Genomic DNA, 15,294 nt, shown 5'->3' on the forward strand with positions numbered 1-15,294 from the left:
TGGAAAACGTCACCCACAGACGTTTGGAGGAGGCATGTCCCAGATGACGAAGAAAGAACGGCCGGTGACGTCTGTTACCGACACGGAAGCGCTCGAATTTCACGCGATGGGTCGGCCCGGCAAGCTGGAAATCAACCCGACCAAGCCGATGGCGACGCAGCGCGACCTCTCGCTGGCCTATTCACCTGGTGTCGCTGTACCAGTCAAGGCAATCGCCGCCGATCCGGCCACTGCCTATGACTACACGACCCGCGGCAATATGGTTGCCGTGATTTCCAACGGCACGGCCATTCTCGGCCTCGGCAATCTCGGCGCTCTGGCCTCCAAGCCGGTCATGGAAGGCAAGTCGGTGCTCTTCAAGCGGTTCGCCGACGTCGATTCCATCGACCTTGAAGTCGATACGGAAAATGTCGACGAATTCATCAACTGCGTGCGCTTCCTCGGCCCCTCCTTCGGCGGCATCAATCTGGAAGATATCAAGGCGCCGGACTGTTTCGTCATCGAAAGCCGGCTGCGCGAACTGATGGATATTCCTGTATTCCATGACGATCAGCACGGCACAGCCATCATCGCCGCCGCCGGCCTCATCAATGCGCTGGAACTGACTGGCCGTGACTTGAAGACGACGAAGCTCGTCTGCAATGGCGCAGGTGCTGCCGCTATCGCTTGCGTCGAGCTCATCAAGTCGATGGGCTTTGCACCGGAAAACATCATCCTCTGCGATACCAAGGGTGTCATCTACCAGGGTCGCTCCGAAGGCATGAACCAGTGGAAATCGGCCCATGCGGCAAAGACTGATACCCGCACGCTGGAAGAAGCCATGAAGGGCGCAGATGTCGTTTTCGGCCTGTCGCAGAAGGGCGCCTTCTCCGAGGAAATGATCCGCTCCATGGCCGATCGGCCAATCATCTTCGCTATGGCCAATCCCGATCCGGAAATCACCCCAGAGGAAGTTTCCCGTATCCGTGACGATGCCATTATGGCGACCGGTCGTTCGGACTACCCGAACCAAGTCAACAACGTGCTGGGTTTCCCCTATATTTTCCGCGGTGCCCTCGATGTCCGCGCAACGACCATTAACGACGCGATGAAGATTGCAGCCGTGAAAGCGCTCGCCAGCCTCGCCCGCGAGGATGTACCCGATGACGTCGTTGCCGCCTATCAGGGCAACCGTCCGCGCTTCGGAGCGCAATACATCATTCCGGTTCCCTTCGACCCTCGCCTGATATCGGCCATTCCGGCCGCCGTCGCCGAAGCAGCGATCGAAACCGGCGTCGCCCGCAAGATCATTACCGACATGGCAGGCTACAAACGAGAGCTTTCCGGACGTCGTGATCCGATCGCCTCCACGCTCGCCAGCCTCTATGAGCGTGTGCGCCGTCATCCGAAGCGCGTGGTCTTTGCCGAGGCCGAGGAAGAGCAGGTGCTGCGCGCCGCCATGTCCTACGCCAACCAGCAGCTCGGCACCGCCATCCTTCTCGGCCGCGAGGATCTGATTCGGGCGACTGCCGAGCGCGCCGGCATCGACCTCAATCGCCCCGGCCTGGAGATCGTCAATGCCCGTATCTCGACCAGGGTCGACGCCTATATCGACTATCTCTATGCCCGGCTGCAGAGGAAGGGCTACCTGCATCGCGACGCGCAGCGCCTCATCCATAACGACCGCAACCATTTCGCTGCGACCATGGTGGCGCTCGGCGATGCCGACGGCATGGTGACCGGTATCACGCGCAACTATTCGACGGCACTCGAAGATGTCCGCCGCTGCATCGACCAGAAGCCCGGCCATCGTGTGATCGGCGTATCGATCGCGCTTTGCCGCGGCCGTACGGTCTTCGTTGCCGACACTGCGGTTCACGACATGCCGACGGCCGAGGAGCTTGCCGATATTGCCGAGGAAGCCGCCGGTCTCGCACGGCGCATGGGTTATCAGCCGCGCGTCGCGTTGCTCGCCTATTCCACCTTCGGCCATCCCTCGGGTGAGCGTTCCGAGCGTGTCCGTGAAGCGGTGAAAATCCTCGACAAGCGTCGCGTCGATTTCGAGTATGACGGCGAAATGGCCGCCGACGTTGCCCTGAACCGCAAGGTGATGGAGCAATACCCTTTCTGCCGCCTCTCCGGTCCGGCCAACGTGCTCGTGATGCCGGCATTCCACTCGGCATCAATCTCGACCAAGATGCTGCAGGAACTCGGTGGCTCGACGGTCATCGGTCCCATTCTCGTCGGTCTCGATAAGGCGGTGCAGATTACCTCGATGGGCGCCAAGGACAGCGATATCGTCAACATGGCTGCGATCGCCGCTTATGGCGCCGGTTCCTGATTATGAAGAGGGCGGAACGCGCATGCGGTTCGCCCTCGAATGACCTAGGCCCGCAAAGGCAACCGGGTTCTCATCCGGATCGCGAATGAGTTGGGCATGGCGCGAGGTTTGGATATTTGGGGGCATAACCCAACGGGCATCATTGCCGATGCGCCCTGCTGAAACGCCGAAGAGACCGCTATGCTGCGTTTAGCTGGCGAAGCGGCCCGCGTCTGCACCGTAATAGTTTAGATAGCGATCGGAAATGCTTGATATCGGCAGTACGATCAGCACGTCGGTCGTGTTGAAGGCCTGATCGACCACTGCGCTGGAACCAACCATGGCGCCGAGGCGCAGGTAGCCCTTGATCAGCGGCGGCAGCGCCATCAGCGCCTTCTTGGGATTAACGCCTTCAGCCGGCATCAGGTCCATGCCGCGGGCCAGATGCGGGAGGGCGCCGACGGCCCACTCATCCTTGGCCAATACGCTGTGATAAAGGAACGAAAGAGCAAGAGCGTGGCTTTCCGGATGAACGCCCGGGAAGGAGGCGCAGCCGAACATGGCGCTCATGCCGTGTTTCAACGCATAAGCCCAGTTGCCCTGCCAGAGCAGTTCGACGGTGCGCTTGGTGCGGTATTCCGGCAGGACGCAGGAGCGCCCGAGTTCCATGAAGCGCTTGTCGGGATGGCGGGCGATCAATTCGTCGATCGCAAATTCGGAAGCCGAGTAAAAACCGCCATTGGCCATCGCTACCTCCTGCCTAAGCAGACGGTAGGTGCCAACGATCTGATCTTCGGCATCGCCTTCGATCGAACGATCGAGAACAAGAAGGTGATCGCAGAAAGCGTCATAAGCATCGAAGTCCCGTTCGCGGCGCATAGCGTCCTGCGGCAGTTGGGCCTTCATTTCCTCGACGAAAACGCGGTAACGCACAGCCTGAGCGGCATCGATCTCGCGCGCGGTGCGGGCTAGGCGCGTCTCAAGATTGCCGATGCGGCCAAAAACATCGCCTTCCTTTGGCGCAGCAGCCGTCGAAGGCCGCGGGGCCTCGGCACTGGCGTCGCAATTGAGGATGTCAACAGACATGGCGATTCTCCCGTCTCCGGCTTATCACAGGCCATAAAACACTTATATACGACAGGAAAGTGACATGCCAATTTTGTGCACGCAAGAAACGTGCCGGTTTCCCCAGAATCAACGCGCCTCGGCCCGGCGAGCTGAAAGAGCAACAACCGCCTGTACTTCGGTGAGCAGCCTGACCGGATCCACCGGCTTCACCATGACGCGATTGGCACCGTTGAGCAAGACCTGCCGTCGCGATTCGTCGCTCTTATCCGCAGTCAGTACAATGACCGGAACCGGCTGAAGATCGAGCCGCCGTTCGTGTCCGCGAAGGCGGCCGAGCATGTCGATGCCATTCCCGCCAGGCATGGAAAGATCGCTGATGATGATGTCTGGCCTATCGTCACCGAGCGCGCGGTCGAGCAGAGATTCGAAATCCTCGACGTGCCGGACCGCATGGCTGCCTTTTTCGAGCATGACGCGCACCAGCATCGCGTTGATCGGGTCGTCCTCGCCAAGCAGGATGGACAACCCTCCGCCTGTCGTCGTGCGTTCTGCAACCGAGAGTCCGATGCCCGGCTGGTTGTCGTTGAGCGCGTCGCGCTTCTCCATGCCGCGCATACGCCCGCGCAGTACGTCGATCAGCGACTGTTCGCGCAGCGGTCGGATCAGCCATGCATCGAAGAGGTCGAGCGAATGCGAATTGCGCTCTTCCGGATTGACGAGCAGCACCTTGCGCAGGCCGAGCGCTGCAATCTCAGCGCGATCGGCAATATGCAGCGAGAATTCCTCCGACATGCGGTGATCGACAATGATATCGGTCGGCCGGTCGCCGCTACGGGCAAGCGACAGCAGGCTCTCGCGTGCCGCTTCTCCACCCGCGACTAGGTGGCAGCGCCCTCCGAGCGTGGTGATCGTCTCGGCGATCGCTGTGCGTGCCGCACCTGCTGGGGCAAGCAAAACGATGCTGTTTCCCGCCAACACAGTATTTCGGACCGCGGTATCTTCCTCTGAGAGTTCGGCTGGGAAGCGGATGGTGAACTGGCTGCCCCTGCCTCTTTCGCTCACGACTGTCAGCGCGCCGCCGAACTCGCGCAGGATGCGGGCGGAGATCGCAAGGCCGAGACCGGTGCCATTGCTCTTCTGGACAAGGCTGCCGCCTTGCTCGAATTCACCGAATATGCGCGTTTGCTCCTCCGGCGTCATACCGGGCCCCGTATCGGTGACTGATATCAGCAACTCGTTGGCCGCCCTGGATACACGAATGAAGACGCCGCCGGCCTGCGTAAACTTCACAGCATTGCCGATGACGTTGAAAAGCACCTGCCGCAGCCGTGCCGGGTCGAAACTCATCAGCTCCGGAACGTCGGAGGACACTGTCGCGCCGATCTCGATCCCCTTCTCATGCGCGCGATGAGCGAGCATCTCCACGACGCTCTCGACAAGTTTGCGCAAGGATTCCGACCGCGGGCGAAGCTGAAAGCGTCCGACCTCGATGGTGGAGAAGTCGAGCAGATCCTCAACCAGCTGTGTCAGTGCCTGACCGGACTGGAGGATGCTGGTGAGATAATTCTGCTGTTCCTGCGTTAACTTCGTTTCGGAGATCAGATGCGCCATGCCGAGAATGCCTGATAGAGGCGTCCGGATTTCATGGCTGACCGTGGCGAGCAGCCGAGATTTGGCTGCGCTGTTATATTCTGCTTTTTGCCGGGCTTCCTCACGGCTTTCGGCGGCAAGTCGCTCCTCTGTCACGTCGCGCGCAATGCTCTGCAGCAGTAGGCGCCCATTTTCCGGGTCTCGGGTCACGACATCGTGCCAGAGGAAGATGCGCTGTCCAGCCGGTGTTGAAATCTCCACGTCGTATCGATGCGGCTGCGGGCCGGGGCGGAAGGCGAGACCGATCTCTTCGCAGGTCTGGCCTTCGGGGTTGGCGCGCCCGGTGAGGTGGCGGAACGTCTCGTTGGCTCCGATGATGCGCCGATCCATCATTCGGGTGACGACGATATCGCCGAGCACGTCATGGACCGTACCGAGAAGGCCGGTGGCATCGACACGTTCCGGTGTTTCCCGGCCGCGGCCGCCCTGTCTGTATCCATTTTTGAAGAGAATGGCGAGATAGCCGGCGATGGCAGCAAGTAAGATGAGGCCGAAGCCGGCCAGGAATGAACCGCTCCAATGGGAGAAAAGCAACAGCGGTATCGCCGTCAGCAGGCCTGCTCCGCCGAGCCAGTGGAAAAGCAATGCGTGGCGGCAGCGAAGAGGAGCTGGCGGCGCCAGCTGGCCTGCCGTCCGGCCTCGATCAGGCCTGAAGGCGGCTCCGCCGAATGCGGCGGACAATCGTTCCTGTAGCTGCGCCATACTCTGCATGCAGATCAGCTAACATATTGCCCGTTCCGAATGTTTTCAGGAATCCGCTAAAAGTTTAGCGATCCGCCTTTTTGGGCTTTTGCAGCATCTCGTCGAGAATGACGCAGCCGGCGCCGACAGTGATGAAGCTGTCCGCGAGATTGAAGACGGCAAAGGACCATATTTCCGTATGGAAGAGGATGTAGTCGATCACATGCCCATAGGCAAAACGGTCGACGAGATTGCCGATCGCGCCGGCGATGATCAACGCATAACCGAGATGCGCCAGCCAGCGGTCCTTGGCTGTACGATGCCACAAATAGAGCACGAAGGCGACGATGATCAGGCGCATGCCGACGATGAACCAGCCATCCATACCTGACAGCATCGAGAACGCGACGCCGAGATTATAGGTGCGGTAGAGCGCCAGCATCGGAATAACAGGCACGGCTTCCTGAAGCGGCAGATACTGGTCGACGGCGATCTTGACGATCTGATCGAGAATGACGGCGACCACGATGAAGATCAGGATCGGCAGGGGACGTGAAAAGAGCGCCGGGCGTACGGTGGTCTGGTCGGTCATTTGCCCTCGGACAGTGAGAGGAGATGGCGGCGTGCCTCGAAAAGCATGACTGCGGTGGCAACGGCGAGATTGAGGGAATCGGCGCGGCCCTGCTGGGGAATGCGGGCAAGCGCATCTGCTTCCCGGGCGAGCTGATCCGGCAGGCCGGATTGTTCGTTGCCCATAAGCAGCACGACCGGTTTCTTTTTGTACTCGATCGTGCGGTAATCGACGGAGCCGGCAAGATGGGTCGCAACGACCGAAACGCCAGCCTGCTTCTTCCAGGCGATGAACTCCTCTGCCGTCGCTTGGGCGACCGGAACGGCAAAAACCGAGCCCATCGTGGCACGCACTGTTTCGAGCGAGAAAGGATCGGTTGTCTCGCCGATAAGGATGACACCGGAGGCACCGGCCGCATCTGCGGTGCGGATGATCGTTCCGAGATTGCCAGGATCGCGTACGCGGTCCAGCGCTACCCAGGTCTCGCCTTCCTTCGGCCGGATATCCCTAAGCTTTGCCCAGCGCGTTTCGAAAATGCCGACGACCATTTGCGGATTGTCACGTCGGGTGATCGAGGAAATCACCTTCTCGCTGACTTCGAGCACAAGCCCGCCGGAAGCCACGGTCTTTGCCGCCATCTGCTCGACCAGTGGCTTGCCCTTTGCCGCCTTGGCGTAGACGAGCGTGCGGATCGTCCAGCCGAGTTCGATCGCATCGATGACGAGCTTCAGGCCTTCGGCCATGAAGGTACCGCTCTCTTCGCGCGACTTCTTGTTCGTCAGTGCCTTGATGTCTTTGATGATCGGATTGGCGAGCGAAGTTACTTCCTTCACCTGCCCGACCCTGCGGGCACCCCGAGCGTGGAATTCGTTCATTTCGGCACCCAGCGGGAAAAGAGGGAGGTGGAAAGAGCCCGACCCGGGATTTTGCCGTCGAGGCCCGCCTCGCGGATGACGAGCTCGCCGGATTCGACCACGCCGCCGGCGCCGCGCATCGTCTCGCGCATCAGCTCGTGAATGGAATAGAAACTCGCCCGGATTGAGTAGGCCGTCAGCACCAACCCGAGCGCCTTCGGTGACAGGATTTCCCGGCAGATATCCAGCATCAGCGGCAGGTGTTCGAAAAGATGCCAAACTTCTCCATTCGGTCCGCGGCCGAATTTCGGCGGGTCGGTGAGGATGATGTCATATTGGCTGCCGCGGCGCTCCTCGCGGAGGATGAACTTCATCGCATCCTCGCAGATCCAGCGGATCGGCAGTTTTTCCATGCGGCCCAGCGCCTGGTTTTCGCGTGCCCAGCCGATTGCTTTCTTCGACGCATCGACATGCGTCACTTCAGCGCCGGCAGCCGCAGCGACTAGTGATGCGACGCCTGTATAACCGAAGAGGTTCAGTACCTTCAGCGGCGGGCCGGAATTTTCTACCTGGCTCTTCATCCAGTTCCAGTGGACGATCTGTTCCGGGAAGACGCCGACGTGCCGGAAGGAGGTGAAACGGCCGAAGAAATCGACGCCGAGTAAATTGAGCGGCCAGGTTTCGCCGAGCGCTTCCTTGGGAAAGCGCCAGCGGCCTGTGCCTTCCTCATCCATGTCACCGGTGAAGACGGCATCGACCTTTTCCCACACATGAGCGGGGAGCGACGGTTGCCACAGCGCCTGTCCCTCGGGCCGCACGATTCTATAGGGGCCATATTGCTCGAGCTTCTGACCATTGCCGCTATCGATCAGATGGAAATCACCCGCACCCGTCGATTCGAGGATGACGGGTACCCGCTCGGCCGGCCGGTCGCCGTTGCGCGCCGTCAGCGGGCGCTCGATTGCCGCGGGGACTGCTGCCGGTGGCCGCTGCTCCCGCGCAGGGGCAGCCTTTGCGGTCGTCTTTTCCGGCTTTACAGGCCGCCCTTCGGCGCGGCGTCCGCCCGAAGGGCCTGCCGCCATCTTCGCGCCGGGCCGGCTTTCTCTGTGTTTCAACGTGGTCTTCCGCGTCTAAAATTCGATTGAGCCAGTGCAAATAGCATCCTGTCCGACCTTGGCAAAGCGCTTTCCCATTATGATATGGTCGGCCTATGGAAATGGGGAACTGCTGATGGACCTGATCGGGGAGGAACGTATCGCCGCGCCGCGGGATGTGGTATGGGCTGCCATGAACGATCCCGATATCATCAGGCAATGCATCCCCGGCTGCCAGAGCGTCGAAAAGCTGTCGTCCACGCAATTCCTGGCGACGGTCAAGGTCGGCTTTGGTCTGTTTTCGGTGACGTTCAACGGTGAGATCCGGCTTTCGAATGTCGAGGCGCCGCGCCGTTATACCATCGCCGCAGAAGGACAGGGCGGTATAGCCGGTTTTGCAAAGGGTGAGGCCGACGTGACCCTCATCGATGAGGGGCTGCATACGCTGCTGCGTTATGAAGCCGACGGCGATACGGGCGGTCGGCTCGCGGAACTCGGCGGCAGATTGATCCGCGCCACGTTGGAAAAGCTCGCCCGCCGTTTCTGGGGAAATTTCAATGCGGCCGTCGTCGAAAAGGCTGCAGGTTAGGCACCATGCATAATTCCTTTCACACAAGATCGATGACTTGGAATATCCGACCGAACCGTCCTGAAGACGCGATGCAGCTTGCCGACATCTATCTCTCCGTTCGGCGCAAGACCTTCACCTGGGTTGACCCTGGCAAATTTCATCGCGAGGATTTTGCCGCCCATACGAATGGCGAAGTTGTTTCCGTCTGCGAAGCGCCCAATGGGAAAATAGCCGGCTTCATCTCGATATGGGCGGCGGATGATTTCATCCATATGCTCTACATCCTGCCCGAATTGCAGGGCAGGGGAGCGGGAACCGCCTTGCTGCAATCGCTCCCCGGCTGGCCGCAGCATACCTACCGGCTGAAATGCCTCGTCAACAACCGCCATGCCAAAGCATTCTACCTGGCGCACGGCTTTCAGGTCACCGGCAGGGGTGCTTCGACGGAAGGCGATTATGAAGAGCTGAGTCTTGCTCCGGCGTCAGCGGAATAGAAGCAACTACCGCGAAGGTAACTGACCGGCGATCTCTTCGGCCCGCGACCTGTGGCGGTCTGCTTCACCTTGCCAGCGGATCGCTTCCTTGGCTTCGACGCGGGCGCGCTTGCGGTGCTTGCCCTGGTTGAACCAGGTCACGGCCGAACCCATCAGCGTGCCAAGGATAAAGGCAATCAGCAGGAAAACGAAGAAGGGCGCGGCGAAAGAAAGAACCTGATCCTCAGGCCGGAACGGATTGAAGGCGAGCGTTACGCTCTGCCGGTTGGCGACGCAGAAGATGATCAGGATGACGCCAAGCGGCAGCAAAATCAAAAGGTTGATGATCTTCTTGGTCATGTCGTTCTCCGCGCCGATTTGGCGAAGGCAAGCTTTATGGACGCCAGAATAGAAGTGTGGCGGCGAAGTTCAAGTGCGGCTTGATGACCGTTTCAGAGGATCAATCCTCTTCGTCTGCCTGTCCGGGGTTCAGGCGCTCGCGCAGTTCCTTGCCCGTCTTGAAGAAGGGAACCCACTTTTCTTCGACGAACACCGTATCTCCGGTGCGCGGGTTGCGGCCGGAGCGCGAAGGGCGGTTCTTCACGGAAAATGCGCCGAAGCCGCGCAGTTCGACGCGGTTGCCGGCGGCAAGCGCATCAGTGATCTCGTCGAGGACCGCGTTGACGATATTTTCCACATCCCGATGATAGAGATGCGGATTGCGTGCCGCAACAATCTGCACCAATTCGGACTTGATCACGGTCGCCCCCTTAAATTATTGATTTCTTATTCAATCCTGGCCAACCTGCCAAACTGAAAGCAGCCCGTCAAGGAGCAACTTTGGAGGTAGGATGCCGTTGATATCCTGACCTTTGAAAAGATCACCATAGCCAAAGATTGTAATCAATCGCGAAACAGCTCCAGCGAGTAGAAATGGCGTGCTGCTCTTCTTGTCCCAGTCGACAACTGGCAGCTTGTCACTGACATTTCGGGAGGTCAGGTAGGCCCGGATTTCCCGTTCACCACCGATGGCGTCAATGAGCTTCACCTTGAGCGCCTGCCGACCCGTATAGATCGTACCGTCGGCAAGCTTCAAAACTTCGTCGTGCGGCAATTTGCGCCGGTCTGCAACGAGGTTGACGAACCAGTCATAGCTGTCGAGAACCATGTTGCGGATCATGGTTTTGGCTTCCTCGCTGGTGTCGTGGAAGGGCGACGGCTCCGCCTTGAGCGGCGAGGATTTGATCTCCTGCAGAGAGACGCCCAGCTTGTCGAGCAACGGCTGGACCTGCGGATACTGGAAGATGACGCCGATCGAGCCGGTAATAGAGCTTTCACCGGCGATAATCGTATCGCCTGCCGTCGCGATCATATAGCCCGCCGATGCTGCAAGAGTTCTGATGTCAGAGACGACGGGCTTCTTCTCCGCAATCGCCCGGATCGCCTTGAAGATTTTTTCGCCGCCATAAGTCGTTCCGCCTGGCGAAGATATCGAGATTACGACCGCTTTGACCTGATCATTGTCCTTGATCTTTTCCAGCCGCTCGAGCAGCTCGTCATCATCGGTGATCAGGCCGGAGATCGTCACATGGGCGACATGCGGCCGCGCGGTGCTCCCCTCGCTGAAGACGAAATCATAAAGTGCGAAGCCGAGGGCCACGAGCAGCACAACCGCGACAAGGCGCCAGAAGCCAAGCCTGCGGCGCAGCAGCCGGCGGTCTGCGATAATCGAGCTGTCCATTCTAACCTCCAGAGACGAAACCCAACGGCGTATTCCCCGCTGGGGAGATAAGGCGCAGGCTGCCTCGAAAAAATGCCCGACAACCTGCTATTTTTGGTTTAGTTGCTTGTTGCAGAAAAAAATCCATATTGGCAAGCCAATGTAATAATGCGAAACGAACTGTGATCGGCGCCGGGCATTGCCATATAAGCGGCACGATCATCACACACGGACCAGGCATATGCTCGATACCCTCAGGAACAACGGGAAGCCCCCATACGCGGGGCCAAAGGACAGCGCCTATGGCCTTGCCCGGTTCCATTCTGCTCGTGTCCGCCGCCTTAAATTCTTGCTGCCGGTCGCAGCCTTCATTATTTCCCTGATCTTCATTGCAGTTTCGGTGATCCGAACTTACCTGCCGGAAACCATCAAGATCGAGGGCGCTAAGATCGAGAACGGCAAAGTCGTGATGGAAAAGCCGGCAATTGCCGGCCGCAACTCCGATGGCATCAACTATTCGATGTTCGCCGAGCGCGCGCTGCAGGATATCCGCAATCCCGATTTCATCACGCTGGAAACGATCAAGGCGGCCGTGCCGATGAATGACGGCCTGATGGCTCGTGTCACGGCAGCGACCGCTGATTTCAACCGCGCGACTGACAACCTGCACATGACGGCGCCGTTCACGCTCGTTTTGAGCAGCGGTCTCGTTGCGAATTTTCAGTCCGCACACCTTGATATCAAAGGTGGAAACTTATCGACGGACGATCCCGTCAGAATTACCAAGGACAATGCTTCGATTGTTGCGCAGACTCTTAATATAACGGATAAGGGGCGCGTGATCACATTCGAGGGGAATGTTCGCATGAATGTTGATCCATCCACCATCCATAAACAGGGCACCTAAGAGCCGGGTCATATGACAAAAGATTGTCGCAGTTCAACTCGCAAAACTGGCGTAGCTTTCATCACCGGGGCGCTTGCCTTTGTCCTGTCGGTCGCGGGGGCGACCGCCCAGTCGACGACGATGCCGGGCATGAAGCTTTCCAGCGATCAGCCGATCCAGATTGAAAGCGATAAGCTCGAAATTCACGATCAGGAGCACACGGCGCTCTTTACCGGCAAGGTCAAAGTCGTTCAGGGAACGACCACGCTCGAGGCCGGAAAGATGACGGTCTATTATAAGGACAAGGCGAAGCAGCCTCAAGCGGGGGCTGCCGCTGCACCTGCTGCCCAGCCGGCGCAGACCTCGGCAGAACAATCGAGTTCGCTTGCCTCGGGCAGCGCAGATATCGACAAGATCCTGGTGACCGACAAGGTTTTCTTGACTTCGGGCACGCAGACGGCAACAGCCGATGACGGCAATTTCGATATGACCTCGCAGGTGTTCATTCTCACGGGCAACAGGGTCGTGCTGACCGATGGCCCAAACGTCTTTACCGGCTGCAAGCTCACCGTTCACATGACAACCGGTCAGGCAGAGCTTGAAAGCTGTGGTGGTCGTGTCCAGATTCAGCTCGATCCAAAATCGCAGCCGAGCCAGCAGCCAAAGCAGAATTGAGAAGTCGGCCTTTCACGTGAAGCTATTCTCATTATCCACCAAGTCCGGCAGAGCCGCGTCGGAAGCCGCGGCTGCTCCCGTCGATAAGGCCCGTTATCAGGGCACACTGATCGCGCGCGGTTTGACCAAGACCTATGCGACGAGGCGTGTCGTTAATGGCGTTTCACTCGTGGTGCGGCGCGGCGAGGCGGTCGGCCTTCTGGGTCCGAACGGTGCCGGCAAGACGACATGTTTCTACATGATCACTGGTCTCGTTCCGGTCGATGAAGGAACGATCGAAATCGACGGCAACGATGTGACGACGATGCCTATGTACCGCCGCTCGCGTCTTGGCGTCGGCTATCTGCCGCAGGAAGCCTCGATCTTTCGCGGCCTTACGGTAGAGGAGAATATCCGCGCCGTCCTCGAGGTCCATGAAAAGGACAAGGCGGCGCGTGAGCGCAAGCTCGACGAATTGCTTGAGGAGTTTCATATTGCGAAGCTCCGTAAGAGTGCCGCCGTAGCTCTCTCGGGCGGTGAGCGCCGACGCCTGGAAATTGCCCGTGCGCTTGCGACCGACCCCACTTTCATGCTGCTCGACGAGCCGTTTGCCGGTGTCGACCCGATCTCCGTTGCCGATATCCAGAACCTCGTGCATCATCTGACGGCACGCGGCATTGGTGTTTTGGTCACCGACCACAATGTACGTGAGACACTGGGATTGATCGACCGCGCTTATATTATCCATGCGGGCGAAGTGCTAACTCATGGGCGTGCCAACGATATTGTCAACAATCCGGAGGTGCGCCGGCTTTATTTGGGCGACAATTTCAGTCTCTGAACCGGTCCTGCACGATAGAAAATTACTGTCGCCGCATAGGTTCCGCTTGACCAAATAGGATAAAAAAGCAATTTTTGGGCCAATTCGGATTTCCGCGGCCTGAAGTTTGATCGGACGCGGTTTCCTGGAGGAGTCGAGGGAGTTCCGCGTCCGCCATGGCCCTGTCTGCCAACCTTTTTCTGCGACAGAACCAGTCCCTGGTGATGACACCGCAACTGATGCAATCCATCCAGTTGCTGCAGATGACGCATGTCGAGCTCACTCAGTTCATTGCACAGGAAGTGGAGAAGAATCCGCTTCTCGAATTTCCGTCAGGCGAGGGTGAAACCGGCGACCGCGGTGAGGCTGCGGACGAACCATACCCTCAGCAGGCGGACGATGCGGGCGACGGCGAATACGAGGATCGTAGCGAAACGCTCTCCGGTGACTGGTATGACAATGGCAGTTCGAGCCGGCTGAGCGACGAGCTGGACGCCAATTACACCAATGTCTTCCCGGATGACGGCGCACCGCAGCGCCTCGACGCACCGGAACTCGTCAGCCAGTGGAAGTCGATGCCGGGCAGCGCTGAAGGTGCTGACGACTACGATCTCGATGATTTCGTCGCCGGTCAGGTCTCGCTGCGCGACCATCTTGCTCAGCAGATACCCTTCATATTGCCCGACATGGCTGATCGCCTGATTGCCCAGAATCTGATCGATCAGCTCGACGAGGCTGGCTATCTGCAGGCAGATGTGGCAGAAGCCGGTGAGCGTCTCGGAACGGATGCCGAAGATATCGAGCGCGTGCTTGCTGCATTGCAGACGCTCGATCCTCCCGGCGTCTTCGCCCGCAATCTCGCTGAATGCCTTGCAATCCAGCTTCGTCAGAAGGATCGCTACGATCCCGCCATGCAGGTGCTCGTTGAAAATCTCGAGCTGCTCGCCAGGCGCGACTTCGTCACCCTGAAACGCCTCTGTGGTGTCGACGAGGAAGATCTGCTCGACATGCTCTCGGAAATCCGTCAGCTCAATCCGAAGCCGGGCAGCGGTTTCGAGGCCGGCGTTTCCGAGGCGATCATGCCTGACGTGGTGGTTCGCCCGTCCGCGGATGGAAGCTGGCTGGTGGAACTTAATCCAGACACGCTGCCGCGTGTCCTAGTCAACCAATCCTATTTTTCACGCGTGACGAAGAACGGCGAGGACCATGCATTTCTCTCCGAATGTTTACAGAACGCCAACTGGCTGACGCGCAGCCTGGACCAGCGCGCCAAGACCATCATGAAGGTGGCAAACGAGATTGTGCGCCAGCAGGATGCCTTCCTGTTGCACGGCGTCGATCACTTGCGACCGCTAAACCTGAAGACGGTCGCCGAAGCGATCAAGATGCATGAATCGACGGTCAGCCGTGTCACCTCGAACAAATATATGCTGACGCCGCGCGGCCTCTTCGAGCTCAAATATTTCTTCACGGTTTCGATCGGCGCCGTCGAGGGCGGCGACAGCCATTCTGCCGAAGCGGTTCGCCACAAGATTCGCACGCTGATCATGCAGGAAAGCCCCGATGCAGTGCTCTCCGATGACGATATCGTTGATATGCTCAAGAAGGGCGGAATCGATCTCGCACGGCGTACGGTCGCCAAATACCGCGAAGCGATGAACATAGCCTCCTCCGTCCAGCGCCGTAGGGAGAAGCGCGCTCTGGCAAAGGTCGCCGGCTTCTGAGTTGCAACGCCCGGGCGAGCGAATGGTCGCGGCCCGGAACTTTTGATGGCGGATGCCTCCCCATTTCGTGGGATTTTCGCCGCACGTTTTCCGCGTATGCTAGACCCCATTGTGCCTGGGTATTGACTTTCCGAGATGCTGTCGCTAGAAGCCCGCCGCAATCGGAGCAGCGAAGGGCATCCGGGCATTATCCCCATCATCCTCAAGGCACCAGGGACACGCAGACTTG

General features: G+C 59.1%; 15 protein-coding genes. 7 read left to right on the forward strand and 8 right to left on the reverse strand.

The features are described 5' to 3' along the window. Positions 1-34: 34 nt before the first annotated feature. Complete coding sequence (locus tag FHX15_RS06030) at positions 35-2,320, forward strand: NADP-dependent malic enzyme (RefSeq protein ID WP_184394599.1); 2,286 nt, start codon at positions 35-37, stop codon at positions 2,318-2,320. Positions 2,321-2,509: 189 nt separating this feature from the next. Here the strand turns inward: FHX15_RS06030 and FHX15_RS06035 are convergent, their stop codons facing one another. The 5 genes from FHX15_RS06035 to FHX15_RS06055 all read right to left on the reverse strand — a co-directional run bounded on the left by FHX15_RS06035 (position 2,510) and on the right by FHX15_RS06055 (position 8,238). Next, the gene (locus FHX15_RS06035) at positions 2,510-3,385 is read right to left on the reverse strand and encodes a GNAT family N-acetyltransferase (protein WP_184394601.1); all 876 of its coding nucleotides are present in this window, start codon (positions 3,383-3,385) and stop codon (positions 2,510-2,512) included. A gap of 108 nt (positions 3,386-3,493) precedes the next feature. Then, positions 3,494-5,728, reverse strand: a complete 2,235-nt coding sequence (locus FHX15_RS06040; protein WP_184394603.1) for a hybrid sensor histidine kinase/response regulator — start codon at positions 5,726-5,728, stop codon at positions 3,494-3,496. A 55-nt stretch (positions 5,729-5,783) separates the two neighbouring features. Then, complete coding sequence (lspA, locus tag FHX15_RS06045) at positions 5,784-6,290, reverse strand: signal peptidase II (protein ID WP_184394605.1); 507 nt, start codon at positions 6,288-6,290, stop codon at positions 5,784-5,786. After that, entirely contained in the window at positions 6,287-7,144 is an 858-nt protein-coding gene (locus FHX15_RS06050; RefSeq protein ID WP_184394607.1) for a TrmH family RNA methyltransferase, read from the reverse strand. The genes lspA and FHX15_RS06050 overlap by 4 nt, the downstream gene beginning before the upstream one ends. After that, entirely contained in the window at positions 7,141-8,238 is a 1,098-nt protein-coding gene (locus FHX15_RS06055; protein ID WP_184394609.1) for a class I SAM-dependent methyltransferase, read from the reverse strand. The genes FHX15_RS06050 and FHX15_RS06055 overlap by 4 nt, the downstream gene beginning before the upstream one ends. A 115-nt stretch (positions 8,239-8,353) precedes the next feature. Here FHX15_RS06055 and FHX15_RS06060 point away from each other — a divergent pair, with 115 nt between their 5' ends. Further along, positions 8,354-8,806, forward strand: coding sequence for a CoxG family protein (locus tag FHX15_RS06060; protein WP_184394610.1), 453 nt, complete (start codon positions 8,354-8,356; stop codon positions 8,804-8,806). A 32-nt stretch (positions 8,807-8,838) separates the two neighbouring features. Further along, positions 8,839-9,282 (forward strand): GNAT family N-acetyltransferase, encoded by a 444-nt coding sequence (locus tag FHX15_RS06065; RefSeq protein WP_184394612.1) that lies wholly within the window; start codon positions 8,839-8,841, stop codon positions 9,280-9,282. A 6-nt stretch (positions 9,283-9,288) separates the two neighbouring features. Here FHX15_RS06065 and FHX15_RS06070 read toward each other — a convergent pair whose 3' ends face one another. The 3 genes from FHX15_RS06070 to sppA form a co-directional block, all read right to left on the reverse strand. After that, the gene (locus FHX15_RS06070) at positions 9,289-9,621 is read right to left on the reverse strand and encodes a LapA family protein (protein WP_184394614.1); all 333 of its coding nucleotides are present in this window, start codon (positions 9,619-9,621) and stop codon (positions 9,289-9,291) included. 100 nt (positions 9,622-9,721) lie between these two features. After that, entirely contained in the window at positions 9,722-10,021 is a 300-nt protein-coding gene (locus tag FHX15_RS06075) for an integration host factor subunit beta (protein WP_003544934.1), read from the reverse strand. Positions 10,022-10,051: 30 nt separating this feature from the next. Further along, positions 10,052-11,002, reverse strand: a complete 951-nt coding sequence (gene sppA / locus FHX15_RS06080; RefSeq protein WP_184394615.1) for a signal peptide peptidase SppA — start codon at positions 11,000-11,002, stop codon at positions 10,052-10,054. A 220-nt stretch (positions 11,003-11,222) separates the two neighbouring features. Here sppA and lptC point away from each other — a divergent pair, with 220 nt between their 5' ends. From lptC to rpoN, 4 genes are all read left to right on the forward strand, one after another. After that, the gene (lptC, locus tag FHX15_RS06085; RefSeq protein ID WP_184394617.1) at positions 11,223-11,888 is read left to right on the forward strand and encodes an LPS export ABC transporter periplasmic protein LptC; all 666 of its coding nucleotides are present in this window, start codon (positions 11,223-11,225) and stop codon (positions 11,886-11,888) included. A 12-nt stretch (positions 11,889-11,900) separates the two neighbouring features. Continuing rightward, positions 11,901-12,542: an LptA/OstA family protein gene (locus FHX15_RS06090; protein WP_184394619.1), complete on the forward strand. Its 642-nt coding sequence runs from the start codon at positions 11,901-11,903 to the stop codon at positions 12,540-12,542. Between the two features lie 16 nt (positions 12,543-12,558). Beyond that, complete coding sequence (gene lptB, locus FHX15_RS06095) at positions 12,559-13,362, forward strand: LPS export ABC transporter ATP-binding protein (protein WP_184394620.1); 804 nt, start codon at positions 12,559-12,561, stop codon at positions 13,360-13,362. Between the two features lie 155 nt (positions 13,363-13,517). Next, positions 13,518-15,065, forward strand: a complete 1,548-nt coding sequence (gene rpoN, locus FHX15_RS06100; protein WP_184394622.1) for an RNA polymerase factor sigma-54 — start codon at positions 13,518-13,520, stop codon at positions 15,063-15,065. Positions 15,066-15,294 lie beyond the last annotated feature (229 nt).

Origin of the sequence: Rhizobium sp. BK650 (assembly GCF_014195325.1) — a bacterium.
Lineage (GTDB): Bacteria > Pseudomonadota > Alphaproteobacteria > Rhizobiales > Rhizobiaceae > Rhizobium.

What these genes read in the sequence shown, in the direction of transcription:
- FHX15_RS06030 (WP_184394599.1), top strand. Translation starts at nt 35, where the DNA reads ATGTCCCAGATGACGAAGAAAGAACGGCCGGTGACGTCTGTTACCGAC.
- FHX15_RS06035 (WP_184394601.1), bottom strand. Translation starts at nt 3,385, where the DNA reads ATGTCTGTTGACATCCTCAATTGCGACGCCAGTGCCGAGGCCCCGCGG.
- FHX15_RS06040 (WP_184394603.1), bottom strand. Translation starts at nt 5,728, where the DNA reads ATGCAGAGTATGGCGCAGCTACAGGAACGATTGTCCGCCGCATTCGGC.
- lspA (WP_184394605.1), bottom strand. Translation starts at nt 6,290, where the DNA reads ATGACCGACCAGACCACCGTACGCCCGGCGCTCTTTTCACGTCCCCTG.
- FHX15_RS06050 (WP_184394607.1), bottom strand. Translation starts at nt 7,144, where the DNA reads ATGAACGAATTCCACGCTCGGGGTGCCCGCAGGGTCGGGCAGGTGAAG.
- FHX15_RS06060 (WP_184394610.1), top strand. Translation starts at nt 8,354, where the DNA reads ATGGACCTGATCGGGGAGGAACGTATCGCCGCGCCGCGGGATGTGGTA.
- FHX15_RS06065 (WP_184394612.1), top strand. Translation starts at nt 8,839, where the DNA reads ATGACTTGGAATATCCGACCGAACCGTCCTGAAGACGCGATGCAGCTT.
- FHX15_RS06070 (WP_184394614.1), bottom strand. Translation starts at nt 9,621, where the DNA reads ATGACCAAGAAGATCATCAACCTTTTGATTTTGCTGCCGCTTGGCGTC.
- sppA (WP_184394615.1), bottom strand. Translation starts at nt 11,002, where the DNA reads ATGGACAGCTCGATTATCGCAGACCGCCGGCTGCTGCGCCGCAGGCTT.
- lptC (WP_184394617.1), top strand. Translation starts at nt 11,223, where the DNA reads ATGCTCGATACCCTCAGGAACAACGGGAAGCCCCCATACGCGGGGCCA.
- FHX15_RS06090 (WP_184394619.1), top strand. Translation starts at nt 11,901, where the DNA reads ATGACAAAAGATTGTCGCAGTTCAACTCGCAAAACTGGCGTAGCTTTC.
- rpoN (WP_184394622.1), top strand. Translation starts at nt 13,518, where the DNA reads ATGGCCCTGTCTGCCAACCTTTTTCTGCGACAGAACCAGTCCCTGGTG.